Origin of the sequence: Vibrio sp. H11, from assembly GCF_004804295.1 — a bacterium.
Classification (GTDB): Bacteria; Pseudomonadota; Gammaproteobacteria; order Enterobacterales; family Vibrionaceae; genus Vibrio; species Vibrio ostreae.
This window is the reverse complement of record NZ_SSHN01000005.1, coordinates 351,676-375,116: the sequence shown is the minus strand read 5'-3', so window position 1 is coordinate 375,116 and position 23,441 is coordinate 351,676. Positions and strand designations below refer to the sequence as shown.

The window sequence follows — 23,441 nt, the reverse complement described above, 5'->3', positions numbered from 1 at the left end:
CCAAACTAAAACATACCCACGACCAAACTCGCGATCATCGGTACGTAAATAGTCAATTGAGCCTCTTTAGTATTGAGAACTTTCTTGAAAATGGCGACAAGGATAAACAGGATCCAAACCACACCCGTCGCCAAACCTAAATAGCTGTCTAAATCCTGATAATGTTTGATCATTACCAGATCTTTTAAAACTTCAGATTCTGAAACTGAAGACAGCTTTGTTAAGGCCATATCCATCATGTACCCGTAGTACTTCGCCCAGGCGATGAGTGCCAATTGGAGTAGCAGTGTAATTATTGAAAATGACTTCATCATTTTTACTTCTAAACAAAACTAGTCAGCATATTCTGACAAACTTCGGCGTCAAAGAGCTTAAGTTATCGAGATACAAGGCAAAAAATCAGGACGATTTTTTAGGTTTTCGGCGTCGGGAACGCCTAAAACCGGCCTGACCAACGCCAAAGAACCCAAGCGCCTTTCTGGTTACTCTTTGGCGCAAGCAAAGAGTGACTGGCACGCTGGCACTCAGCTAAAAGAAATCGCCCAAGTCAGAGCGTGACATGCCACACAACGAAATCGTTCTAAATCCCACAACAAGCACGTTTGCACCAAATCCAGAACGTGACATACCAAACGACTAAAACAAAGACCTAAACAACCACACCCAAAACATTGTGATAACCCAATGATGAAGATAAAATCCCCCCGCCTTCCCCCAAGAGAAACCCAAATGCTATTTGACAACGATATCGACCAAATGCTGAGCTACTTAGAACGATTCTGTAAACAGCCGCATATCAAAGCACTGGATACGGTTTCTGACGACCAGATTAACCTGCTGCTCGATTTCTTAACCCTCGCCCACAAAATGCACAGTGACATCTACGCCACCAACAGCCTGAAAAGCTCGCACTTTCTCGCTATCGGCACCTTTGCGTTAACTCAGGAACGAGCGCCGCAAGGCAACCTGTTTATCAAGATTGAAAATGAGCGCCTGTACCTGGCTTTTGAACTCGACCATTGCGACCAAGATAACCTGCTGACGCCGATTCGGGTCATTGACGGGCTTATCTATCTAGCGGAGATTCAGGGGCACGGCCTGTTACCAGAACACTATCCGCGCTAATGAATGCCGTCATTTGAGCAGTAAGCCGTACTTGCGGCTGTGAATATGGCAATGAACGGCACAGCACTAAACGTTACTGTTGCTTGAGCTGTTGAACGAATACATGCGCACTTCGTCTCTCGGGAACCAGCCTAATTTTTGATAAAACTGCTGGGCATTGAGGTTGTCGTTCAACACAAACAGGTGCGTTTTAGCAATACCGATGTCCGCCAGCGCCTGGGTGGAATGTGCAACCAAATCACGCCCCAGATTTTGCCCGCGACAATGGGATGCCACCGCCAGGTGCTGCAGATAACCGCGCCGGCCATCACTACCAACCAATACCGCACCAACAATGTCCGCGCCGCTTTGCGCGACAAAACTTAATCCCGGATTACGCGCCAGGTAGCTTGCGATACTGTCGCGTGAGTCCGCATCGCGGATACTCATCCCCTCAGTTTGTGCCCACAGGGCAATCACCTGATCATAATCGGCAATCTCCATTAGACGAATGCTGACCACACCCACTCTCCTTGTTCGATATTGTAAATGAATAATTATCAGTAGGTTGCGGATATACCGTACTTTTGCATAAATGAGCTGGCGCTCAGGCTACCGATGAGGCTGCCGGACGTGACAGAAAAAGCGAGAATAAAAATAACCGCTTTTGATATATCGCCGCTAAACAAATTGCTGCCAAAAAGATACGCCATGGCTGCTAAGACAAACAACGTAATCGCGTACTTATTGGCAAGGAAAAACCATGATATTTCAAACACCCAAAGTTCGCTGTGCCCCCGGAATGTCGACAAACCAGCGGCGACGTAAAGCAGCGAGCCAAGGATAGCCGCTATCACCACCACGCACACATAGGGAAAGAAAGGCTTATCGATGAGAAAGAGGTAGCCCATGCGTAACGTAAATAACAGCGCGCCCAGCCAAAGAATCATTATTGGTCCGATTATCAATCCCATATATTCTGCCTGTGTTTAATTTCCGGTTAAGCCGCTGCAATGGGGTTGATTGATACCAACAACATTGAACCGGCATATAAAATTAAACACATAATTCATTATTGGGTTCAACAGGTCAAGCCAAGTTAACCGTCCTCAAAGGTAACAACGTTACAGTGCCACAATAAAAAGCGCCCGGTCGGTCAGAGCGGGCGCTTATTCCAGTTATGAATGCAGAACTTTCTCCAGTTCAGTCAGACTGACCGGGTCATCAATCGTCGACGGTACACTGTAGCTTTCTCCGTCCGCGATTTGACGAATAATCCGCCGTAAAATTTTACCGGAGCGGGTTTTCGGCAGGCGCTCGACCACCAGGGCATGTTTGAAACAGGCCACCGCACCAATCTGGCTGCGCACACTCGACACCAGTTCGGATTCCAGTGCCAGGCTGTCGACTTTCACCCCATCTTTCAGCACCACCAGACCCAGTGGCAACTGCCCTTTGAGCTCATCATGCACACCGACTACCGCACATTCGGCGACCGCCGGGTGCGCGCCGACGATCTCTTCCATTTCACCGGTCGAGAGGCGGTGCCCGGCAACGTTTATCACATCGTCAATCCGGCCCATGATGAACAGATAGCCCTCTTCATCCAGGTAACCGCCGTCACCGGAGACGTAATAACCGGGGAACTGAGCCAGATAACCGGATTCAAACCGGTCGTGGTTACGCCATACCGTCGGCAAACAGCTTGGTGGCAGCGGACGCTTGAGCGCCACAAAACCCTGCTCGTTTGGTGCCGCCACTTCGCCCAGTTCGTTTAAGATCTCGACCTGATAACCCGGAATCGGCTTGGTGGCAGAACCGGCTTTGACCGGCATCAGCTCCAGTCCGGTCGGGTTACCGGCGATGGCCCAGCCGGTTTCGGTCTGCCACCAGTGGTCAATTACCGGCTTATCGGTCTGTGCCTGAACCCATTCCAGGGTCGGCGGATCGAGACGTTCACCGGCCATAAAAATCGTCGTCAGACAGGATAAGTCGTAATCTTTCAGATACTCGCCGTTCGGGTCTTCTTTTTTGATCGCCCGGAACGCAGTCGGGGCCGAGAACAGCGCATTCACCTTGTACTCCTGACACACGCGCCAGAACGCGCCCGGATCCGGCGTGCGTACCGGTTTACCTTCGTACAGAATCGTGGTGCACCCGTGGATCAGCGGCGCATAAACAATGTAAGAATGCCCCACCACCCAGCCCACATCCGACGCCGCCCAGAACACGCCATCCTGCGGCATGTTGTAGATGCAGCTCATCGAATACTTCATCGCCACCGCGTGACCGCCATTATCGCGTACCACGCCTTTTGGTTTACCGGTCGTGCCTGAGGTGTACAGAATATACAGAGGGTCGGTCGCCAGAACCGGCACACAGGCGTGCGGCAGTGCATCCTGAATCAGGCTGTTCCATTCCAGATCACGCTCGTTGGTCATCTCGGCCCGGCATTCGCTGCGCTGATACACCAGTACTTTCTCCGGCTTCCAGCGGCTGTCCATAATCGCCTGATCCACCATCGGCTTGTATGGAATCACCTTATTCACTTCCACGCCGCACGATGCGGTCATGATCACTTTCGGCTCGGCATCTTCAATCCGCACCGCCAGCTCGTTCGGGGCAAAGCCGCCAAACACCACCGAATGAATCGCACCCAGACGCGCGCAAGCCAGCATCGCCATGGCCGCTTCCGGGATCATCGGCATATAGATGATCACCCGGTCACCTTTGGTTACGCCCTGCTCGGCCAGCATGCCCGCCACCCGGGCGACGCTGTCACGCAGGGCAAAATAGCTGTAGCGCTGCTTTTTGCCGGTCACGGGTGAGTCGTAAATCAGCGCGATTTGATCACCGCGCCCCTGCTCACAGTGATAATCCAGCGCCAGCCAGGATGTATTGAGCAGGCCGTCCAGGAACCAGCGCTCAATGCCGTGATTGTCTTTTTTTAAAATGGTTTGCGGGAACTCAAACCAGTCGATGTGCCGGGCCTGAACCTTCCAGAATTCTTCCGGTTGTTGCTGTGCCCATTGATATTCCTTTAAATATGCAGACATGGTGCTTCTCCTTCAAATTCTGGCTTAGCCAAACGTGATGGTTTGCGCCGGGACGCGAACCCAGCCTTCCATCAAAATACGTGCACTGCGACTCATCACGGCTTTCTCGACCACCCAGCCCTGTTCGGTCTGAACAGCACTGGCACCGACTTTGAGCGTTCCGGACGGATGACCAAAGGTCACTGACTGTTTTTCACCGCCTCCGGCCGCTAAATTGACCAGAGTTCCCGGTACACAGGCTGCTGCCGCTATCGCGACCGCTGCGGTGCCCATCATGGCGTGATGCAATTTGCCCATCGACAAAGCGCGCACCAGCACGTCAATTTCTTCGGCCTGTACGGTTTTACCACTGGAAGCGTGATAGGTTTGCGGCGCTGCGACAAAGGCTACTTTCGGCGTGTGCTGGCGGGCTTTTGCCTGTTCCAGATCGCTGATAAGCCCCATTTTGAGCGCGCCATACGCGCGGATGGTTTCAAACATCGCCAGTGCTTTTTCATCACTATTGATGTCATCCTGCAGCTCAGTACCGTGGTAGCCAATTGATGCGGCATCAACAAAAATGGTCGGAATGCCGGCGTTGATCAGGGTCGCGTTTAAGGTGCCTATTCCGGGTACATCAAGATCGTCCACCAGGTTGCCGGTCGGGAACATCGCGCCGTCGCTGTCGGCCGGGTCAACAAAATCGACCTGAATTTCTGCCGCCGGGAACGTGACTCCGTCGAGCTCAAACTCGCCGGTTTCCTGCACCATGCCGTTGACGACAGGCACATGCACTACGATGGTTTTGCGGATGTTGACCTGCCACACCCGCACCGCGACCACGCCATTGTGCGGGATCCGCGCCGGATCAATATAACCGGCGTGAATCGCAAACGGGCCGATCGCGGCCGACAAATTGCCGCAGTTGCCGCTCCAGTCGACAAACGGCTGGTCAATTGAAACCTGACCAAACAGGTAATCCACATCGTGATCCGGTTGAGTGCTGAGGCTGACAATGACGCTTTTACTGGTGCTGGATGTTGCCCCGCCCATGCCGTCAATTTGTTTGCCGTACGGATCCGGGCTGCCGATGACGCGCAGCAGCAAGTCATCGCGCGCCGGGCCCGGGCTTTGCGCCGCCTCAGGCAAGTCTTCTAAACGGAAGAAAACCCCTTTGCTGGTTCCGCCGCGCATATAGGTCGCTGGCACTTTGATTTGTGAAGGAGTGCTGACATTGCTCATGATTTTACTCCCTTAACCCGCCAGAAAATCTTGCGCGAAACGCTGCAATACGCCACCGGCGTTATACACGTGCACTTCATCAGCGGTATCCAGACGGCAGATAACCGGCACATCGAGTTTTTCGCCGGTTTTGCGGGTGATCACCAGTGCCAGCTCAGCGCCGGGCTTAATGTTACCGACCACGTCATACAGCTCAGAACCATCCAGCCCTAAGGTCAACCGTGTCACACCCAGTTTAAACTGCAGCGGCAGCACGCCCATACCGACCAGATTGGTACGGTGAATACGCTCAAATCCTTCTGCGACAATCGCTTCTACCCCGGCCAGACGTACCCCTTTGGCGGCCCAGTCACGGGAAGATCCCTGACCGTAATCAGCACCCGCGACAATGATCAGCGGCTGTTTACGCTGCATGTAGGTTTCGATTGCTTCCCACATCCGGGTCACTTTGCCTTCCGGCTCAATACGTGCCAGTGAGCCCTGCACCACTTCGCCGTTCTCTTTCACCATTTCGTTAAACAGTTTCGGGTTGGCGAACGTCGCGCGCTGCGCGGTGAGGTGATCGCCCCGGTGGGTGGCGTAAGAGTTAAAGTCTTGCTCCGGCACACCCATTTTGGTCAGGTATTCCCCAGCAGCGCTGCTGGTCATAATGGCGTTGGACGGTGACAGATGGTCAGTGGTGATGTTGTCACCGACCACGGCCAGCGGACGCATGCCCTTCAGGGTACGTTCTCCGGCCAAAGCGCCTTCCCAGTAAGGCGGGCGGCGGATATAAGTACTCATCGGACGCCAGTCATACAACGGTGCACTGCTGTGCTGCTGGTCGTCGAGTTTGAACATCTGAATATAAACCTGGTTAAACTGCTCCGGTTTAACAAATTCACCCACCACCGCGTCGATCTCTTCATCGCTTGGCCAGATGTCATTGAGGTAAATCGGTTTGCCGTTTGCATCGCTGCCGAGCGCGTCACGTTCAATGTCAAACCGGATGGTACCGGCCAGCGCATAAGCCACCACCAGCGGCGGCGAGGCAAGAAACGCCTGTTTCGCATAGGGATGGATGCGGCCGTCAAAGTTACGGTTGCCGGACAAAACGGCGGTGGCGTAGAGATCACGTTCGATGATCTCCTGCTGGATCTTCGGATCCAGTGCGCCGCTCATCCCGTTACAGGTGGTACAGGCGTACCCCACAATGCCAAATCCAAGTTTTTCCAGTTCCGGCAGCAGGTTGGCTTCCTCTAGGTAAAGCTTGGCCACTTTCGAACCCGGCGCAAATGAGCTTTTCACCCAGGGTTTACGCTCCAGGCCTAATGCGTTGGCTTTTTTGGCTAGCAAACCGGCCGCCACCACGTTACGCGGGTTACTGGTGTTGGTGCACGAAGTGATGGCCGCAATGATGACAGCGCCATCGGGCAGTTCACCCTCTTTCTGTTGCCATTGTCCGGCAATGCCGCGCTCCGCCAGCTGAGAAGTCGGCAGGCGGCGATGCGGGTTAGACGGACCGGCCAGGTTACGCTCGACCGAAGAGAGATCGAATTCCAGTACCCGCTCATACTCAGCACCGACCAAATCATCGGCCCACAAGCCGGTCTGTTTGGCATACTGCTCGACCAGTTCGACCTGCTCGGCGTCACGCCCGGTCAGTTTAAGGTAGTTGATGGTCTGCTCATCGATATAGAACATCCCGGCGCTGGCGCCGTATTCCGGTGTCATGTTAGAAATGGTCGCGCGGTCACCGATGGTAAGATCTTTCGCCCCTTCGCCAAAGAATTCCAGATAGGCAGACACCACGCGCTGCGCGCGCAAAAACTCGGTGATGGCCAGCACGATATCGGTCGCGGTGATGCCCGGTTTGCGTTTACCGGTCAGCTTGACGCCGACAATATCCGGCAGTCGCATCATCGACGGACGGCCCAGCATCACGGTTTCCGCTTCCAGACCACCGACGCCGATGGCGATCACGCCCAGCGCATCAACATGCGGCGTATGGCTGTCGGTGCCGACGCAGGTATCGGGAAACGCTACGCCGTCTTGGAGTTGCACCACCGGCGACATTTTCTCCAGGTTAATCTGATGCATAATGCCGTTACCGGCCGGGATCACGCTGACGTTTTTAAACGCGGTTTTACACCATTCGATAAAGTGAAAACGATCTTCATTGCGGCGATCTTCAATCGCGCGGTTTTTCTCAAACGCATCGGCTTCAAAACCGGCATGCTCGACCGCCAGCGAATGGTCCACGATCAGTTGGGTTTCCACCACCGGGTTGACTTTGGCCGGGTCACCGCCCTGATCCGCAATCGCATCGCGCAGGCCGGCTAAATCAACCAGTGCCGTCTGACCAAGGATGTCATGACACACGACCCGGGCCGGATACCAGGGGAAATCGAGGTCGCGTTTACGCTCAATCAGCTGTTTGAGCGCATCGGGCAGTAAACCAGGGTCGCAGCGGCGCACCAGGTTTTCTGCCAGCACGCGTGAGGTGTAAGGTAAAGTGTCGTAAGCACCGGGAGAGAGGTCATTGACTGCTTGCCGGGCATCATAGTAGCTGATTTGACTCGCGTAGCTGTTATTACTACCGGGCAGCGTTTTTCTGTACTCGCTGTTCATAGAATCCATCCAAATATCGTCAGGCTCTGGCCTGACTGCTTGGGCCTGCACAGCGGCGCGACTAACTGACACCGAGTACGGGCAGTCAGTCACAAGCAACGCCATGCAGAAAATTAGGCGTTGTCACCCCTGCTGGCTGTGCTGTCGGTTTGCAGAGTTACCTGTTTGCCAAGCTCTCTGTTTACAGAGCTCTTTGTTTACAAAACTCTCTGTTTACAAAACTCTCTGTTTACAGAGAAAGCCGTTGGCAGAGCAAGGTGACAACGTCACTGTTAGCCGCGTTTTTCGATCGGCAACCAATCCTGATGCTCCGGGCCGGTGTAATCGGCACTCGGGCGGATGATGCGGTTGTTGGCGCGTTGTTCATACACATGCGCGGCCCAGCCGGTTAAGCGGCTCATCACAAAAATCGGCGTAAATAACTTGGTCGGAATGCCCATAAAATGGTAGGCCGAAGCGTGGAAGAAATCGGCATTACAAAACAGGCCTTTCTCACGCTTCATCACCGCTTCAACCCGCTCAGACACCGCATAAAGATGCGTATCACCAACCTGCTCGGACAAAGCTTTTGACCAGCGTTTGATCAGCGCATTACGCGGATCGCTCTCGCGGTAAATCGCATGGCCAAAGCCCATGATCTTCTCTTTGTTGTCGAGCATACGCAGAATATTCTGCTCGGCTTCTTCCGGGGTTTTCCAGTTCTGAATCATCTCCATGGCCGCTTCATTCGCGCCGCCGTGCAGCGGCCCGCGCAAGGTACCAATCGCACCGGTCACACAGGAGTGAAGATCGGACAGCGTCGACGCACACACGCGCGCGGTAAAGGTTGAAGCATTAAATTCATGTTCGGCATACAGGATCAGCGAGCAATGCATCACCTGCCTGAACAGTTCGCTGGGCGCTTCTCCGGTCAGCATTTTAAGGAAGTAGCCACCAATGCAGGATTCGCTGCTGTCTTCGGTATCGATGCGTACGCCGTCATGGCTGAAGCGATACCAGTAACAGATGATGGCCGGAAACAGTGCCAGCATGCGTTCGGTTGCCGCTTGCTGCTGCGAGAAGTCCGCTTCGGTTTCCAGGTTACCCAGCATCGAGCAACCAGTACGCATGACATCCATCGGATGCGCGTCAGCCGGAATCCGTTCCAGCACTTCTTTGAGCGCTTGAGGCAGCCCGCGCAGACCAATCAGGCGGGTTTTGTACTGATCGAGCTCAGCCTGGGTCGGCAGATGGCCGACCAGCAGCAGATGAGCCACCTCTTCGAACTGAGCGTTGTTAGCCAGATCGGTAATATCATAGCCACGATAGGTTAAACCAGTGCCGGTTTTTCCGACCGTACATAAAGCGGTGCTCCCGGCACTCTGCCCACGCAGACCAGCGCCACCCAGCTCTCCTTTTTTCGCTAAGGATTGAGACATGTTGAACTCCTTTTCTGGCTGCGCTTCGGCTCCTGTATGGAGCGACCTCTTTCGGGTCAGCTTAAGCTCGTCAGCGCAGCGGTTTCACGTTATTAGTCAGGCCTGTATTCAGCCGTTGTGGATTTCTATTTAACTTTATTTCTCTGGGCTTCCCCGCAGTGACCGCTTGAGATGTTTAGCCCTGCGAAGATTGATCGGAAAACAGCTGATCCAGCTTGTCTTCGTAATCATGGTAATTCAGATAGCCATACAGCTCTTTACGGGTCTGCATCTTATCGAGCAATGATTCCTGATTGCCGTGTTCAAGCAGATGGCTGTACACCATTTCGGCCGCCTTGTTCATGGCGCGGAACGCACTGAGCGGATAGAGCACCATGTCGACATTAGACGCGTCCAGTTGCTCACAACTGTAAAGCGGGGTTTGGCCGAACTCGGTAATATTGGCCAGAATCGGCACTTTTTTACCGGTTGCTGCGTGCAGCGCGGTTGAAAACTGTTCGTACTGCTTCAGCTCGGTCATCGCCTCGGGGAAAATCATATCTGCGCCTGCCTGCACATAGGCAATCGCGCGTTCTATCGCACTATCCATACCTTCCACGGCCAGCGCATCGGTACGGGCCATAATGACAAACTCGGGATTATCACGCGCATCGACTGCTGCTTTAATTCGATCAACCATCTCCTGCTGACTGACAATCGCTTTGTTAGGACGATGGCCGCAGCGCTTCTGCGCCACCTGATCTTCCATATGCACCGCAGCAGCGCCGGCTTTTTCCATTGCTTTGATGGTGCGGGCGATATTGAACGCGCCGCCAAAACCGGTATCGATGTCGACTAACAGCGGTAAATCACAGGCATTGGTGATGCGATCAACATCCACCAGCACATCGTTAAGCGTCGTGATCCCGAGATCAGGCAGGCCGTATGACGCATTGGCAATACCACCACCGGACAGATAAATCGCCTGATGACCCAGTTTTTTTGCCATCATGGCGCAGTATGGGTTAATCGTGCCGACAATCTGTAGCGGATGGTTGGTTTGAATGGCGAGCCTGAACTTCGCACCCGGACTTAAGCTCATGGGATTCTCCTTAATTTTGGGCTTCGTTTTGAATCTGTTTTTCAATCAGGCGCCGGCTACCGGAAATGTGGCGGCGCATCAGCATTTCTGCCAGCTCTTCATCGCGGTTGCGAATCGCCTGCAGAATAAATTTGTGTTCTTCCAGTGCTTCCACCGGACGGGAATGGGAACGAGGAGACTGGTAACGGTACATGCGCAGCAAGTGATACAACTCATCACACAGCAGCGCGATCAACTGGGAGTTACGGCTGGCTTTGATAATGCGGTAATGGAAGTCGAAATCGCCTTGTTGGTGAAAGTAAGAGGCGCCTTCGACCTGATCGATATGTTCGGAATGTGTCGACAACACCGTTTCCAGCCCGGCCAGTTCGATTTCGGTGATATTACGAGCCGCCAGACGCGCCGCCATGCCTTCCAGCGCTTCACGCACTGCGTACAGCTCGAGCAGTTTGTCAGTCGAAAACTGAATCACGCGAGCTCCGACGTGCGGAATGCGTTCGATCAGTCCGAGCCCTTCCACACGCATCAGCGCTTCACGCAGCGGGCCGCGGCTGACCTGAAAGCGCTTGGCCAGTTCAGGCTCAGAAATCTTACTGCCCGGTGCCATCTTGCCTTCTACGATTGCCTCAATCAGAAACTCGGTCAGACTCTCTGATTTGGTGTGTTCTTTTTCACCGTTTACGCGTTTGCTTAATTCGCTGCTCATCATCTCATCTTCTTTACGGGGCGTGGTTAGACAAACCCACACCAAAGGTATGAGATTAAGATAGACGATCAGATTGTCGACAATCAAGCAAATTACCGACAATTTAGACTAAGGTATTACGCAGTGAGATGCAGCGTAGGCAATGACACACTAAAGTGTAAAGAAGGATTGATATTTCTTGGGTGTTAATGCGATTCTGCTTTTAAAGCTACGCTGAAAATGGGCTTGATCAGCAAAGCCCAATGCCAGCGATGTGTCGACAATTGGCGTCCCCTGCTTCAACATCTGCTTGGCACGCTTGATACGTTCATCCATCAGATAAGCATGTGGAGACAAGCCAAACCATTGCTTAAAACTGCGAATCAGATGGTAGCGGCTTACGCCCACTTCCTGAGCCAGCACTTCCAGACCAACCGATCTGTCAATTTCATCAAACAATTTCTCTCTGGCGCGCAGCAAATAGTGCGGAACAGTTTTGCTGGCACGAGGCGTTGTGTGGCGTTGCGCGTGACCGTAGAGTTGCTCAAGCAGTTCATAAAGCAGGGTCTCAGCTGACAGTGAAGACGAATCGTTGAGTAAGGCGTCAAACAGCGCCTCAAATTGAGTACGAAAGCGCTGGCCGCGTTCAAAATCAGCCACAAACGCGTAGTAATCCAGAGTCTCGCGCCCGAGCACTTCATGCTGCATCTTTCCTAACCACAAGGTATCGACAAACAGCATCCGATACGACCACTGTCCCTGATGAGGATTACAGGCATGGATATCGGCCGGATTGATGGTCACCAGATCACCACGACCTATCGGATGATGACGCGAGCGATTGTCATAACGAGCACTGCCCGCATCAATAATCCCAAAAGAGAATTCATCGTGGGAATGCTTGTGATAACAGACTTCAGAGCGGGTTGCGATGCGCGCTTCAATCTGCGGCAACTGCGTCGGACGCATGATATTTAAGTGAGTGCTCTTGACCATTTAGTTTACCATCCAAATCATGAAAACCGACACGGCGAGCATTGCTGCCAGCGTCACCTGAAACAGGCGTTGACGCTGCCGTGAGTTGAGCCAGTGAACCAGCGACTGTCCCAATAGAGCCCATATTCCGACACCGGTAAAGCAGACCACCAGCGCAATCAGACAAAACCAGCCAAGCGCATGGGTTAGATTGGTCTGATTAAGTACATATAAACTCACCCCTGAACTGGCAAATATCCAAGCCTTAGGATTGAACAATTGTACCAGCGCCCCCTGACTTAACAGGCCTGCGGATGACACTTCAACCGATTGCTGCAGATCCAGCCCGGGAAGTAACAGAATCCGCACCGCAAGATACAGCAGGTACGCACTGCCAATCCAGCGCATCACAGGCACGACCACCGGCACCTGCGCACTCATTCCACTGAGCGTCATTCCACAAATCATGACCACCAATACAAAGGCCAGCGATGCCCCGAGAACCTGGATACTGGCTTTGCGCCAGCCATAACGGGCACCGGCATAGGTGGCCATCACATTCACCGGGCCCGGTGAAATGGAACCAACGAATGCGAAAAGCGCCATGGCGCCGAGAACAGAATACATAAATATTTGCCTTAAACGAATCACTTAGGATTCAGATTAACCTTCAGTGACTCGCGATTATTGAACAAAAGTGCGCATGGCGGAGGATCAGGCCAAAAGACTCCCCGCCGTGAACTTTATGAACAAAACCGTTTTTATGCCCAATAATATTTTTATCACCGTTTTAAAGACTAGGTGTTAACACTTTTGTAACCTCTGTTCACACGGTAGCAAACACCTGATCTGCTAACCCTCTGTCCTGCTAAACCAATTGCCAGCTGTGCATTATCGGCTGGCACAGATAAATAAACATAACGATAAGTGTCATTTGAACCGAATGATGCGCCCACATAAGGAACGTGAACATGTTGAAGCATTTCAAACCGACCCTGGCAGCTTCTCTGCTGGCTGCCGCTTGCTCTTTCTCTGCTTTTGCTGCTGATCTGGAAAAAATCCACTTCCTGATCCCGGGTGGTGCTGGTGGTGGCTGGGATATGACCGCGCGCGGAACCGGTGACGTACTGATGAAAACGCAACTGATCGACAATGTCTCTTATCAAAACCTTTCCGGCGGTGGCGGTGGTAAAGCCATTGCACACCTTATTGAGACGGCCGATCGTCAGGAAGATACCCTGATGGTCAATTCAACCCCAATCGTTGTGCGCTCACTGTCGGGCATTTTCCCGCAATCGTTCCGCGACCTGACCCCTGTCGCAGCCACCGTGTCTGACTACGGCGCACTGGTGGTGGCCGGTGATTCCAAATACGACAACTGGCAACAAGTGGTTGATGAATTCAAACAGAATCCGCGCAAAGTGAAAATCGCCGGCGGTTCTGCGCGCGGCAGTATGGACCACCTGGTCGCTGCGGCCGCATTCAAAGGTCAGGGCTTGGACCCGAAAGAAGTTCGTTACATCGCTTACGATGCAGGCGGTAAAGCGATGGCAGCCCTGCTGTCCGGCGAAACTCAGGTGCTGTCTACTGGCCTGGGCGAAGTACTGGAGATGTCTAAAACCGGTCAGGTGAAGATCCTCGCCATTACAGCGCCGAAACGTCTCGATGTCGCACCGGATATTCCGACCCTGACTGAATATGACAACCCGACCGTATTTGCTAACTGGCGTGGTTTCTTTGCCGCTCCTGGCGTGAGTCAGGAAAAGATCGACGAGTGGAACGTTGCGCTGAAGAAAATGTTTGAAACAGACGAATGGAAAGTGGTGCGTGACCGCAACGGCTGGATCGACAGCTACAAGGCAGACAAAGAGTTTTACGCCTTCCTGGAAGATCAGGAAAAGCAGATGGGCGATTTGATGCGTGAGCTGGGCTTTCTTAAATAACCTGACTGATTAACGTTTCCAGAAACAGGGATGGGCTGATACCAATCTCCCGTCCCACACTTTCGCCGCAGACAAGCCCACTATGACTCCTTTGTTTATGGGTTTGATTTGACTAGCAGCATATCATTCCTGATTTGAGTTTATCTTGTTGTTAACTCTTGCTTGTCTGCGGCCTTTTCTTTACCGCAATCCTGTTGCCATGGAGTTGGATATGTCGGACCTGCCAACCAAAATTTTCAGCAAGGAAAACTTGTTGTGCCGTGATCGCGTCGGCGCGATGATTTTTCTGGTGCTTAGCCTGTGTTACGGCTATCAAACCACAAACATTCCTATGTTTCCCGGCGATGAATACGAACCGTTCACCGCCCGGACTTTACCTATCCTGCTGACTTATGCCGGAGTCGCGCTCTCTTTGCTGCTGCTTGTCATGGGTCAACCGGATAATAAGAGCGGCGCTGTGCTGAGCTTCAACTGGAAACTGCTGATAGGCTTTCTGGTGCTGATGGCGCTGTACGGTGTCGGCCTGACCTACCTTGGCTTCGTACTGGCAACCGGTTTTTTCCTGCTGGCGGGCTTTTACATTCTGGGTGAACGCCGCAAAGCGGTGCTGCTTGGCGCTTCGTTCCCGTTTGTCATCGCTTTCTATTTACTGCTGACCAAGGGACTGGATGTGTATCTGGAACCGGGTCTGATTTTCACACTTTGGTAGGAACAGATTATGTTAGACGGAATTTTTCAGGGCCTGACCACAGCGGTCATGCCATTTAACCTGCTGATGGTGATTGTCGGCTGTTTTGTCGGTACCTTCATCGGCATGCTGCCTGGTCTGGGCCCGATTTCAGCCATTGCGCTGATGATCCCCATCACTTACGGCCTGGAACCTTCTTCCGGCCTGATTTTGATGGCCGGAGTTTACTACGGCGCCATTTTCGGTGGATCAACCTCCTCCATTTTGATCAATGCCCCTGGTTGTTCATCCACGGTTGTCACCGCTTTTGATGGCTATCCTATGGCGCAGAAAGGCCAGGCGGGCAAAGCCCTTGCACTGGCGGCCTACGCATCATTTACCGGCGGGACGATTTCCGCTGTCATGCTGCTGGTTGCCGCTCCGGCGCTGGCCCAGGTATCACTCAGCTTCCAGTCGGCGGACTATTTCGCGCTGATGCTGCTTGGCCTGTCTGCCATGGCCGCATTTGCCGGTAAAGGTCAGGTAATTAAAGCCTGGATGATGACGATTCTTGGCCTGATGCTGTCAACAGTCGGCATTGATAAAGGTGTAGGCGTCGAGCGTTTTACCTTTGGCCTGACCGACCTGATGGACGGCTTCAGCTTCCTGCTGCTGGCGATGGCGACGTTCGCACTGGGTGAAACCCTGATGGGCATTCTTAAGCCGGATGCAGATACCCGTGATGAGGAAAACAGCAAGCTGAGCAATATCGGCAGTATGAAACTGACCAGAGAAGAAGTGCGCGAGGCCGCTCCGGTCACCATTCGTTCCTCTATCCTTGGTTTCTTTACCGGCGTTCTGCCAGGTGCCGGAGCGACGATCGCCGCGTTCCTGAGTTACGGTATGGAGCGTAACCTGGCTCCGAAAGCGAAACGTGAAGAGTTTGGTCACGGCTCACTGCGCGGTCTGGTGGCTCCTGAGTCTGCTAACAACGCAGCCTCAAGCGGCTCTTTTGTACCACTGCTGACGCTGGGTATCCCTGGCTCAGGTACGACGGCTATCATGCTCGGTGCGCTGCTGGCTTATGGTATTCAGCCGGGCCCGCGCCTGTTTGTTGACCATCCGGATGTGTTCTGGTCTGTGATCATCTCAATGTACGTGGGCAATATCGTGCTGCTGATCCTCAACCTGCCGCTGATCCCGTATATTTCGAAACTGCTCGCGGTGCCAAGAACCGTGCTGCTGCCGATGATTCTGTTCTTCTCTATCACCGGTGTGTATCTGGTGTCATTTAACACCATGGATGTCTTCATCATGCTACTGGTGGCAATGGGCGCGATCGCGCTGCGCCTGGCAAACTTCCCGCTGGCTCCGCTGCTGCTGGGCTTTATTCTCGGCGGTCTGATGGAAGAGAACCTGCGCCGTGCGCTGATGATTTCTGATGGCGAGCTGACCTTCCTGTGGGAACGCCCGATTACTCTGGTCTTTACCGTTCTGTCGGTACTGATCCTGACCAGCCCGATCATCGTCGCCGCGCTGAATAAACTGCGTGGTCCTAACGCGGCAGACAGCCAGAGCAATAAAGTCGAACAATAACCGTCTCAGCGAGCATTCCAAGCCCGGACGCAACTCCGGGCTTATTGTTTTACCGCCCTTTTGTTTGATAATTGTTCACTCGGCAGCGCACTCTCATCAGCCAGGATGGTATGAATAAGCCGCTACATAGCGCTTTTAAGCTACAACATAGCGTTTTTAAGCCATAAGATAGTACTTTTAAGCCACAGTAGAGTACTTTTAAGCCACAATAGAGCACTTTGAGGCAGGTTGCCTGTGATTCAAGGGCGTCACTTTCAAATATTTTTTGAAAGTGCTTTAAGTCGTGCCCTCTTTCTCTCCTTACATCAAACCGTTATCGTAGCGCTAAATTCGTTGTTCACCAGGAAAATAAACATGAACATTGCAACTCACGCTAAGCAACGCTATTCAACCAAAGCCTTTGATGCGACCCGTCGTATCAGTGATGAACACGTAGAAGCGATCAAAGAGCTGATCCGCTTCAGCCCGTCCAGTGTTAACTCACAGCCATGGCACTTCATCCTGGCCAGTACTGACGAAGGCAAGCAACGTATCGCTAAAGCGACTCAGGGCCTTTATGCATTCAACGAAGGTAAAGTTCTGAATGCATCACATGTTCTGGTGATGTGTGCCAAAACCAGCATTGACGAGCAATACCTTGAGCAGTTGATGGAACTGGAAGATGAGGCAGGCCGTTTCCCGACCGAAGAAGCCAAACAAGGCGGACACAAAGGTCGTACCTTCTTCGTTAACATGCATCGCTTTGATCTGAAAGATGCGCAGCACTGGATGGAAAAACAGGTTTATCTGAATGCCGGTACTGTACTGCTGGGTGTCTCTTCTATGGGTATCGATGCCGTGCCTATCGAAGGCTTTGATCCTAAAGTTCTGGATGCAGAATTTGGTCTGCGTGAGCAAGGTTACACCAGTCTGGTGATCATTCCGCTTGGTTACCGCAGTGAAGATGACTTTAACGCCAAACTGCCGAAAGCACGCTGGCCAGAAGCCGACATCATCCGCGAGTACTGATATGAGCCAGGTCAAACTGCTGGCGGAAATTACCGCCAAAGCAGGCAAAGAAGCGGAATTGGCTCAGGCGTTGCAGGCTCTGGTTGAGCCTTCTCGCCAGGACGAAGGCTGTGTGCAGTACAACCTCTATCAGGATGACACGCAAAGCGGGTTATTCGTGATGGACGAAATCTGGGCCAGCCGTGAAGCGTTGCAACTGCATGAGCAGACCGAACACTTCCAGGCGTTTGTACATCAAACCCAGCAAGACGGGTTACTGGAATCGCTTAACCTGCGCTTTCTGACCGCTCTGGCCTGACAACGCCTGCGTTAAGTACACGGCTTGATGCCTGTCGACCTGCTGAAAAAACCAGGCGCCGTTTCTCTGTGAGGGAGACGGCGCTTTTCTATAGCTGCGAAATGCTTTCCAATATTCACGAAGTATGGTGAGATAAACTGTCCTTATTGGTTACAGAACCTCATGAAAGCATTAAACGATCTTAATATCTTTGTCGAAACCGCTCGTCAAAGCAGCTTTTCACAAGCAGCGCATAGCCTGGATTTGACTCCGGCTGCGGTCAGCGCTGCCATCAAACGCCTAGAATCCCAGCTCGGGTTTGCACTGTTTGTCCGCTCGACCCGCAGCCTGCGTCTGACCAACGAGGGCGATATTCTGTTGCAAAAGACTCAGTCTGCACTGAGTACCATTCAGGAAGGGTTGGATCAGATTGCGCAAAGCCAGGGCGAAATTTCCGGTACGCTCAATCTGTCCGCGCCGTCGGATTTCGGCCGTAATCAGTTGCTGAGTTGGCTGGATGAATTTATGGAGTTGCATCCTAACCTGTCGATCAACCTCGATTTATCGGATGGCATCACCAATCTGTATCACCGCCCGATCGATCTGGCGATTCGCTACGGCACACCACCGGATTCCAACTTCGTTGCCTTACCTATCTGCCGCCATAATACCCGAGTGATCTGCGCCAGTCCTGAGTATGTTCAAAACAAACCGGCCATCGTCAAGCCAAGTGATCTGCTCGCTCACCAGTGCCTCTGTTTTATGCTATCAGATACTTACCACAACCGCTGGACCTTCTGGAGAGACGGCAATCCGGAAACCGTGGTGGTAAAAAGCAGACTCAGTGCTAACGATGGTGATGTAGTGCATCGCTGGGCCGTCAACGGACGAGGCGTGGCCTACAAATCGCTGCTCGATATCAGTCAGGACATTATTGACGGCCGTCTGCTACCGCTGTTATCCGAATGGCAATCGGAACCCTGCCCGGTCTATCTGGTGTGTGCCGATAAACGTTTACTCAATCACTCCACCCGTGCGCTGCATCAGTTCTTGCAAAGCAAATGCGAACAACGTATGCGCCAGGTGAAAGACATCATGTCACAACGCTCCAGCCTCGCCATGTGAATCATCGCTGATACGCGATGATAGTGAGGCAGTCTGAAATAGTGAGGCAGTCTGAATGCGACGCTGTGCACAGCGTTGCATGACGAACATGGCGCACCATTACTGTGCAAGTTACAATCAAATTCCACTCATAAATCAGCGAGTAACGTTGTCAAACGAGCCAATACCTGGCGCTTTCTTACTGTTTATTCAACAAATTGGCGTTGTCGCCAGCAGATAAATCGCTCTGGATCGGGTATTCGCTGCGCAACAATTGCGGCATAATCCTCGCGTTAGCTTTAATAATCATTGGGTTGGCTTTTACAATAATAACGGTGCCTATGTTACTGAATAAATCTCCGGTTGTGCTTGCTGTCGGCTGCCTGCTTTGTGCCATGATCACAATCCAGTCCGGTGCATCCATCGCTAAACAATTTTTTCCTGTGGTTGGTGTCGGCGGTACCGTCGCGCTGCGCATCGGCTTGTCCGCCCTGCTGCTGGTGTTGATTTTCCGTCCGTGGCGACTGCGGCTGAGCCGCAGCCAATGGCGGGCTATGGCGGTGTATGGCTTTGCGCTTGGCGGCATGCAGATGACCTTCTATTTCGCGCTGGAACGCATTCCGCTCGGCATTGGTGTTGCACTGGAGTTTACCGGCCCCCTGATGCTGGCGTTACTCTCTTCGCGGCGTAAACGGGATTTTGTCTGGGTCGCGCTGGCGGTTGCTGGGCTGGCCTTATTGTTGCCGGACATGTCCGGTGTCGATGCACTTGACCCAATAGGAGTTGCGCTGGCACTGGCGGCAGGCGGTTGCTGGGCAGCCTATATCTGGTTTGGACAGCGGGCCGGCTCGGTTGGCAGCGGCGGTGCCACCGTGGCGCTTGGCCTGTGTATCGCCACTGTGATCTATTTCCCGCTCGGGGCTAATTTAGCGGAAGGTCCGCTGTTTACCTGGTCGATTGTGCCAATGGCACTGACCATTGCCATTTTGTCCAGTGCACTACCATACAGCCTGGAAATGATGGCGTTGAGCCGTCTGTCGACCCAACATTTCAGTGTCATGATGAGCCTGGAGCCGGCGATTGCCGCCATGGCCGGACTGGCTATTCTGGGTGAAACGCTCGACCTGTCGCAATGGGGAGCCATACTGCTTATCATCAGTGCCTCTATTGGCAGTACACTGGCCGCCAGCCGCAGCCGGGTGGTGGTCATACAGGATTGATCCGACAGCGGCCTGCGACGCTCCGGATACAAAAAACCGGCCATGACGCCGGTTTTTTATTTACTCTTGTTGTTTAAGAAAAGTAATAGCACTAAGTTGCGCGATTATTCGTGCTGACCCAGTTTGACTGTACCATTGGTATTGAACCACAGCGCTTGCTGACGGCGACGCCCGAGCAGGATCGGGCCGTCATCATAAAACAGGAAGTTTTTCCAGTGGCGTTTGAATACCGACCACTTGGTCTCGATGACGTTGTATTTCTCATAGCAGAAGTAGACCGTCACATCATCCTGCCAGTCGATATGCTCCAGGATCGCCTCAGGCAGAGCTTCATCATCACTCTCCCACTCTGCCATCCACTCCACTTCATGTAGCCAGCTGTTGGTTTTGCTCGGCCAGTCCTGCGAGCTGAAACGCTCGGCATCAGGGCTTTGCGCACTGAGGTTCTCTTTCCAGAACTGAGCCGCGCGCATTTGAGACATAGGTTTGATCTGTTCCAGATCCTCTGCCGGAACCGGCATAGACTGGTGCGTGAAAATCCATTTTCTTTGGTACTGTTCCAAAGGCAAATACGACATGCAATGTCCTTCAGGCTTTAAGCCAACCTTGTTGGGTGGCGTGTTCAATCATTTGCTGTGCGTAATCCCACAGCGCATGTGAACCGTCATCAATGCGGCGGTTCACGGTCAGGGCTTGTTGGCGGGTAACGCCATGTTCTAACCAGCTTTGACCCTGGTTATGATAATTCAGCAACATCGGGATCAGGCGATCCAATGCTTTGGCAAACTGCGCATCAGCGCTTTGCGCCGCTTCGAATTCACGCCACAGGGCAAACAGTTCTTCACCCTGCTCTTGCGGCAGTATACCGAACAGACGCTCAGCCGCGGCCAGCTCTTTTTCTTCTTGCTGCGCGCTGGCGACACTGTCATAGACAAAGGTGTCACCGGCATCAATTTCGACCATGTCATGCATCAGCAGCATTTTGAGTACCCGGCCGATATCGACCGGCTGGTTGGCATGCTCTTCCATCAGCAAAGCCATCATCGCCACATGCCAGCTGTGTTCAGCACTGTTCTCGGCCCGCCCCTGCGCACTTTTGACCCGAGTACGGCGTAACACGCTTTTCAGGCGATCCAGCTCCAGCACCAACGCCAGTTGCTGCTGCATTCTTGTCAGCTTATCGGTTGCAGAGTGGGCCGTTTCAGGCTGATTCGGAGTGGTATCGGGCTCTATGGGCATTGTCATTTCTCATCTCAATTACTGTTTGCAAGGCCGTTCAACCGGCGCCTCAACACCAGTTCAACGCCCGGCTACATCTTCCAGTGCGGGTGGCGCAGCGAAGTCAGATTATGATCTTCCCACTTACCGTCAATCAACAGGTAATCTTTCGCATGCCCTTCCGGTTCGAAACCCAGACCGAGCAGTACCGCTTCACTGCGCTTATTCCGCGGCATATACGCCGCCATAATGCGGTGCATATTTTGTACGCGAAACATGTAATCACAGGCCATTTTGAGTGCTCGTGACATGATATAGCGTCCCTGAGCCTGCTCGGCCAGAGAATAACCGACATTACAGGCATAAAACGGAAAACGCGAAATGTTGCTGAACGAGATGGTCCCTAACATGGCGTGAGTTTTCACATCAATGATCAGCAGATAGTAGCCGAGCGCCATTTTGTGCAGTTCATGCAGTTTGATCAAGCGCTGCTGCCAGCCAAATTCAGTGAAAAACTCACTCTCGCGCAATGGTTCCCAAGGCTTCAGGAACGCCCGGTTGGCGATGAAATAGTCCGAGATTAATTTCGCATCGTCAGGTTCTGCCGTGCGAAGCAGGATCTCACCATCCGTTTCATAGACATGGCTGGCGGTACTGTAACTTTCCATTAGCGCTTCCTGATGCCGTAATCGCGCAGCTTGTTTGCGATCGACGTATGTGAAACGTTGAGTCGTTTAGCCAGTTTACGACTCGACGGGAACGACTGATACAGACGATCCAGTACCTGAGCTTCGTACTCTTTCATGATGTCATCCAGCGCACCGTCCAGGTTGACATTCGCTATACCCGAGGAGACGGTTTCCAACTGTGGCAGATGGAAATATTCGACACCCAGTTTGTCATCCGGCATTTCGGTCAGGGCACGCAGCACCATGTTGTCCAGCTGACGCATGTTACCCGGCCACTGATATTGGGCCAGTTGATCGAGCAATCCCTCTTCCAGTTTCGGTTTCAGCATGCCCATTTTGTGGCAATGCTTAGCAACGAAAAGCTCCAGCAGCGGTTGTACATCGCTCGGACGTTCTCGCAGCGGCGGAATACGCAGAGTCAGCACGTTGAGGCGGTAAAACAGGTCTTCGCGAAACTTACCCGATTCGGCCAGCTCAGCCAGATTGTGGCGGGTCGAGGCCAGCACACGCACATCGACATGCACTTCATGCTCTTCACCGACCCGGCGGAAAGTGCCGTCCTGCAAAAAACGCAATAGTTTGATCTGCAGGTGTGGGCTCATTTCGCCAATTTCGTCCAGGAATACCGTGCCACCATTTGCCTGTTCGAAAATACCTTTATGACCCTGCTGATGGTTAAACGACCCCGGAGCGTGTCCGAATAGTTCGGTTTCGGCCACATCATCCGGCATGGATGCACAGCTCAACACCAGAAAAGGCGCATCCGAACGATTAGAACGATTGTGACAGGCACGGGCCAGCATCTCTTTACCGGTACCGGTTTCGCCTTCAATCAGCAGTGGCTGATCGAGCATCGCGAGTTTTTTCGCCTGATTGATCAGCGTTTTATGGCGGTTAGACACACCAACAAAGTGTTCAAATCCGAGGTTATTGTGCAGCGGCAGCTTATCGTCAGCGACCACGTTGGCGTTGGCTGAACGAATGATCATCATGGAGCTCGCCAGGGTGGACTCTTTCGACTCACCGGTAATGTAAACCGGCATCAGATCCATCACATAATCGAGACCATCCAGTACCACTTCTTCACGTACCCGTGACTTGCTACCTTCCACCCAACGTGAGAAATTAAACGCCGGCAGCAGTGTCGAGACATGCGCGCCGATCATCTCTTGTTCATCTTTATGGAACATTGACTGGGCAGAGTGGTTCGCCATATCGACTGAGCCTTTCAGATCAATCGCCAGTACCGCGTCAGGCAGGTTGTTGAGCAGGGAAATCAGTTCCGTGTTGTGACGCTCAATCGGCATAAACTGAATTTTTCGCACGTCCCTGACACCGGGAATCCGACGAATTTCGGCCATCAATTCACTGAAGGTTTCAAAATCGATGTCCGGGCAGTTGAGGTAAATAATACCAATCACATCGATTTCAATGCCGCGCAAATCAATATTTTTGGATGCGAGAATATCGAGCAGTTCCCGGGTCAACCCGAGTCTGTCTTCACAAGAGACTTCAAGACGCACTGAATTTATTCCTAATCAGAAAGTGTCACGAAAAGTTGACAGTAGT

The 23,441-nt window shown here is 52.8% G+C and carries 23 protein-coding genes; 8 read left to right on the top strand and 15 right to left on the bottom strand.

The features are described 5' to 3' along the window. Positions 1-5: 5 nt before the first annotated feature. On the bottom strand, positions 6-314 hold the full coding sequence (locus tag E6C74_RS10805) for a hypothetical protein (protein WP_136484960.1): 309 nt from the start codon (positions 312-314) through the stop codon (positions 6-8). A gap of 415 nt (positions 315-729) precedes the next feature. On the opposite strand from E6C74_RS10805, the gene E6C74_RS10800 reads away from it, so the two are divergent. Then, positions 730-1,125, top strand: a complete 396-nt coding sequence (locus tag E6C74_RS10800; protein ID WP_136484958.1) for a hypothetical protein — start codon at positions 730-732, stop codon at positions 1,123-1,125. A 66-nt stretch (positions 1,126-1,191) separates the two neighbouring features. Here the strand turns inward: E6C74_RS10800 and E6C74_RS10795 are convergent, their stop codons facing one another. The 10 genes from E6C74_RS10795 to E6C74_RS10750 all read right to left on the bottom strand — a co-directional run bounded on the left by E6C74_RS10795 (position 1,192) and on the right by E6C74_RS10750 (position 12,777). Beyond that, positions 1,192-1,626, bottom strand: a complete 435-nt coding sequence (locus E6C74_RS10795; RefSeq protein WP_136484956.1) for a GNAT family N-acetyltransferase — start codon at positions 1,624-1,626, stop codon at positions 1,192-1,194. 38 nt (positions 1,627-1,664) lie between these two features. Further along, complete coding sequence (locus tag E6C74_RS10790; protein ID WP_136484954.1) at positions 1,665-2,054, bottom strand: hypothetical protein; 390 nt, start codon at positions 2,052-2,054, stop codon at positions 1,665-1,667. A 228-nt stretch (positions 2,055-2,282) separates the two neighbouring features. Then, positions 2,283-4,160, bottom strand: coding sequence for a propionyl-CoA synthetase (locus tag E6C74_RS10785; protein WP_136484952.1), 1,878 nt, complete (start codon positions 4,158-4,160; stop codon positions 2,283-2,285). A 24-nt stretch (positions 4,161-4,184) separates the two neighbouring features. After that, positions 4,185-5,381: a 2-methylaconitate cis-trans isomerase PrpF gene (prpF, locus tag E6C74_RS10780; protein WP_136484950.1), complete on the bottom strand. Its 1,197-nt coding sequence runs from the start codon at positions 5,379-5,381 to the stop codon at positions 4,185-4,187. A gap of 12 nt (positions 5,382-5,393) precedes the next feature. Further along, complete coding sequence (gene acnD / locus E6C74_RS10775) at positions 5,394-8,000, bottom strand: Fe/S-dependent 2-methylisocitrate dehydratase AcnD (protein WP_136484948.1); 2,607 nt, start codon at positions 7,998-8,000, stop codon at positions 5,394-5,396. Between the two features lie 263 nt (positions 8,001-8,263). After that, positions 8,264-9,409: a 2-methylcitrate synthase gene (prpC, locus tag E6C74_RS10770; RefSeq protein ID WP_136484946.1), complete on the bottom strand. Its 1,146-nt coding sequence runs from the start codon at positions 9,407-9,409 to the stop codon at positions 8,264-8,266. Between the two features lie 175 nt (positions 9,410-9,584). Further along, positions 9,585-10,490: a methylisocitrate lyase gene (gene prpB, locus E6C74_RS10765; RefSeq protein WP_136484944.1), complete on the bottom strand. Its 906-nt coding sequence runs from the start codon at positions 10,488-10,490 to the stop codon at positions 9,585-9,587. 10 nt (positions 10,491-10,500) lie between these two features. Beyond that, the gene (locus E6C74_RS10760; protein WP_136484942.1) at positions 10,501-11,199 is read right to left on the bottom strand and encodes a GntR family transcriptional regulator; all 699 of its coding nucleotides are present in this window, start codon (positions 11,197-11,199) and stop codon (positions 10,501-10,503) included. A 147-nt stretch (positions 11,200-11,346) separates the two neighbouring features. Beyond that, entirely contained in the window at positions 11,347-12,171 is an 825-nt protein-coding gene (locus E6C74_RS10755) for an AraC family transcriptional regulator (protein WP_136484940.1), read from the bottom strand. Next, the gene (locus E6C74_RS10750) at positions 12,172-12,777 is read right to left on the bottom strand and encodes a LysE family translocator (RefSeq protein WP_136484938.1); all 606 of its coding nucleotides are present in this window, start codon (positions 12,775-12,777) and stop codon (positions 12,172-12,174) included. Between the two features lie 344 nt (positions 12,778-13,121). On the opposite strand from E6C74_RS10750, the gene E6C74_RS10745 reads away from it, so the two are divergent. The 7 genes from E6C74_RS10745 (at position 13,122) to E6C74_RS10715 (ending at position 19,965) form a co-directional block, all read left to right on the top strand. Then, positions 13,122-14,093, top strand: a complete 972-nt coding sequence (locus E6C74_RS10745) for a tripartite tricarboxylate transporter substrate binding protein (RefSeq protein ID WP_136484937.1) — start codon at positions 13,122-13,124, stop codon at positions 14,091-14,093. Between the two features lie 211 nt (positions 14,094-14,304). Next, positions 14,305-14,802: a tripartite tricarboxylate transporter TctB family protein gene (locus tag E6C74_RS10740; protein WP_136484935.1), complete on the top strand. Its 498-nt coding sequence runs from the start codon at positions 14,305-14,307 to the stop codon at positions 14,800-14,802. Positions 14,803-14,811: 9 nt separating this feature from the next. Next, positions 14,812-16,356: a tripartite tricarboxylate transporter permease gene (locus E6C74_RS10735; protein ID WP_168797012.1), complete on the top strand. Its 1,545-nt coding sequence runs from the start codon at positions 14,812-14,814 to the stop codon at positions 16,354-16,356. A gap of 354 nt (positions 16,357-16,710) precedes the next feature. Beyond that, positions 16,711-17,364 carry an oxygen-insensitive NAD(P)H nitroreductase gene (gene nfsB, locus E6C74_RS10730; RefSeq protein ID WP_136484933.1) on the top strand — a complete coding sequence of 218 codons (654 nt, stop codon included), beginning with the start codon at positions 16,711-16,713 and terminating at the stop codon, positions 17,362-17,364. A gap of 1 nt (position 17,365) precedes the next feature. Then, positions 17,366-17,662 (top strand): putative quinol monooxygenase, encoded by a 297-nt coding sequence (locus tag E6C74_RS10725; RefSeq protein WP_136484931.1) that lies wholly within the window; start codon positions 17,366-17,368, stop codon positions 17,660-17,662. Between the two features lie 162 nt (positions 17,663-17,824). Next, entirely contained in the window at positions 17,825-18,766 is a 942-nt protein-coding gene (locus E6C74_RS10720) for a LysR family transcriptional regulator (protein WP_136484929.1), read from the top strand. Positions 18,767-19,086: 320 nt separating this feature from the next. Then, the gene (locus E6C74_RS10715) at positions 19,087-19,965 is read left to right on the top strand and encodes a DMT family transporter (protein ID WP_136484927.1); all 879 of its coding nucleotides are present in this window, start codon (positions 19,087-19,089) and stop codon (positions 19,963-19,965) included. Positions 19,966-20,069: 104 nt separating this feature from the next. On the opposite strand, the gene E6C74_RS10710 is transcribed toward E6C74_RS10715, so the two are convergent. The 4 genes from E6C74_RS10710 to tyrR all read right to left on the bottom strand — a co-directional run bounded on the left by E6C74_RS10710 (position 20,070) and on the right by tyrR (position 23,395). After that, positions 20,070-20,543, bottom strand: coding sequence for a DUF2947 domain-containing protein (locus E6C74_RS10710; protein ID WP_136484925.1), 474 nt, complete (start codon positions 20,541-20,543; stop codon positions 20,070-20,072). A 10-nt stretch (positions 20,544-20,553) separates the two neighbouring features. Next, on the bottom strand, positions 20,554-21,141 hold the full coding sequence (locus E6C74_RS10705; protein ID WP_136485007.1) for an HD domain-containing protein: 588 nt from the start codon (positions 21,139-21,141) through the stop codon (positions 20,554-20,556). Between the two features lie 134 nt (positions 21,142-21,275). After that, positions 21,276-21,851 carry a ribosomal protein S5-alanine N-acetyltransferase gene (rimJ, locus tag E6C74_RS10700; protein WP_136484922.1) on the bottom strand — a complete coding sequence of 192 codons (576 nt, stop codon included), beginning with the start codon at positions 21,849-21,851 and terminating at the stop codon, positions 21,276-21,278. Further along, complete coding sequence (gene tyrR / locus E6C74_RS10695) at positions 21,851-23,395, bottom strand: transcriptional regulator TyrR (RefSeq protein ID WP_136484920.1); 1,545 nt, start codon at positions 23,393-23,395, stop codon at positions 21,851-21,853. Before tyrR ends, rimJ begins: the two co-directional genes overlap by 1 nt. Between the last annotated feature and the right edge of the window lie 46 nt (positions 23,396-23,441).

Coding starts and splice junctions, on each gene's coding strand:
- E6C74_RS10740 (WP_136484935.1), top strand. CDS start 14,305: ATGTCGGACCTGCCAACCAAAATTTTCAGCAAGGAAAACTTGTTGTGC.
- acnD (WP_136484948.1), bottom strand. CDS start 8,000: ATGGATTCTATGAACAGCGAGTACAGAAAAACGCTGCCCGGTAGTAAT.
- E6C74_RS10750 (WP_136484938.1), bottom strand. CDS start 12,777: ATGTATTCTGTTCTCGGCGCCATGGCGCTTTTCGCATTCGTTGGTTCC.
- rimJ (WP_136484922.1), bottom strand. CDS start 21,851: ATGGAAAGTTACAGTACCGCCAGCCATGTCTATGAAACGGATGGTGAG.
- E6C74_RS10755 (WP_136484940.1), bottom strand. CDS start 12,171: ATGGTCAAGAGCACTCACTTAAATATCATGCGTCCGACGCAGTTGCCG.
- E6C74_RS10790 (WP_136484954.1), bottom strand. CDS start 2,054: ATGATTCTTTGGCTGGGCGCGCTGTTATTTACGTTACGCATGGGCTAC.
- prpC (WP_136484946.1), bottom strand. CDS start 9,409: ATGTCTCAATCCTTAGCGAAAAAAGGAGAGCTGGGTGGCGCTGGTCTG.
- E6C74_RS10760 (WP_136484942.1), bottom strand. CDS start 11,199: ATGATGAGCAGCGAATTAAGCAAACGCGTAAACGGTGAAAAAGAACAC.
- E6C74_RS10720 (WP_136484929.1), top strand. CDS start 17,825: ATGAAAGCATTAAACGATCTTAATATCTTTGTCGAAACCGCTCGTCAA.
- E6C74_RS10785 (WP_136484952.1), bottom strand. CDS start 4,160: ATGTCTGCATATTTAAAGGAATATCAATGGGCACAGCAACAACCGGAA.
- nfsB (WP_136484933.1), top strand. CDS start 16,711: ATGAACATTGCAACTCACGCTAAGCAACGCTATTCAACCAAAGCCTTT.
- E6C74_RS10735 (WP_168797012.1), top strand. CDS start 14,812: ATGTTAGACGGAATTTTTCAGGGCCTGACCACAGCGGTCATGCCATTT.
- prpB (WP_136484944.1), bottom strand. CDS start 10,490: ATGAGCTTAAGTCCGGGTGCGAAGTTCAGGCTCGCCATTCAAACCAAC.
- E6C74_RS10800 (WP_136484958.1), top strand. CDS start 730: ATGCTATTTGACAACGATATCGACCAAATGCTGAGCTACTTAGAACGA.
- E6C74_RS10715 (WP_136484927.1), top strand. CDS start 19,087: ATGTTACTGAATAAATCTCCGGTTGTGCTTGCTGTCGGCTGCCTGCTT.
- E6C74_RS10805 (WP_136484960.1), bottom strand. CDS start 314: ATGATGAAGTCATTTTCAATAATTACACTGCTACTCCAATTGGCACTC.
- prpF (WP_136484950.1), bottom strand. CDS start 5,381: ATGAGCAATGTCAGCACTCCTTCACAAATCAAAGTGCCAGCGACCTAT.
- E6C74_RS10745 (WP_136484937.1), top strand. CDS start 13,122: ATGTTGAAGCATTTCAAACCGACCCTGGCAGCTTCTCTGCTGGCTGCC.
- E6C74_RS10725 (WP_136484931.1), top strand. CDS start 17,366: ATGAGCCAGGTCAAACTGCTGGCGGAAATTACCGCCAAAGCAGGCAAA.
- E6C74_RS10710 (WP_136484925.1), bottom strand. CDS start 20,543: ATGTCGTATTTGCCTTTGGAACAGTACCAAAGAAAATGGATTTTCACG.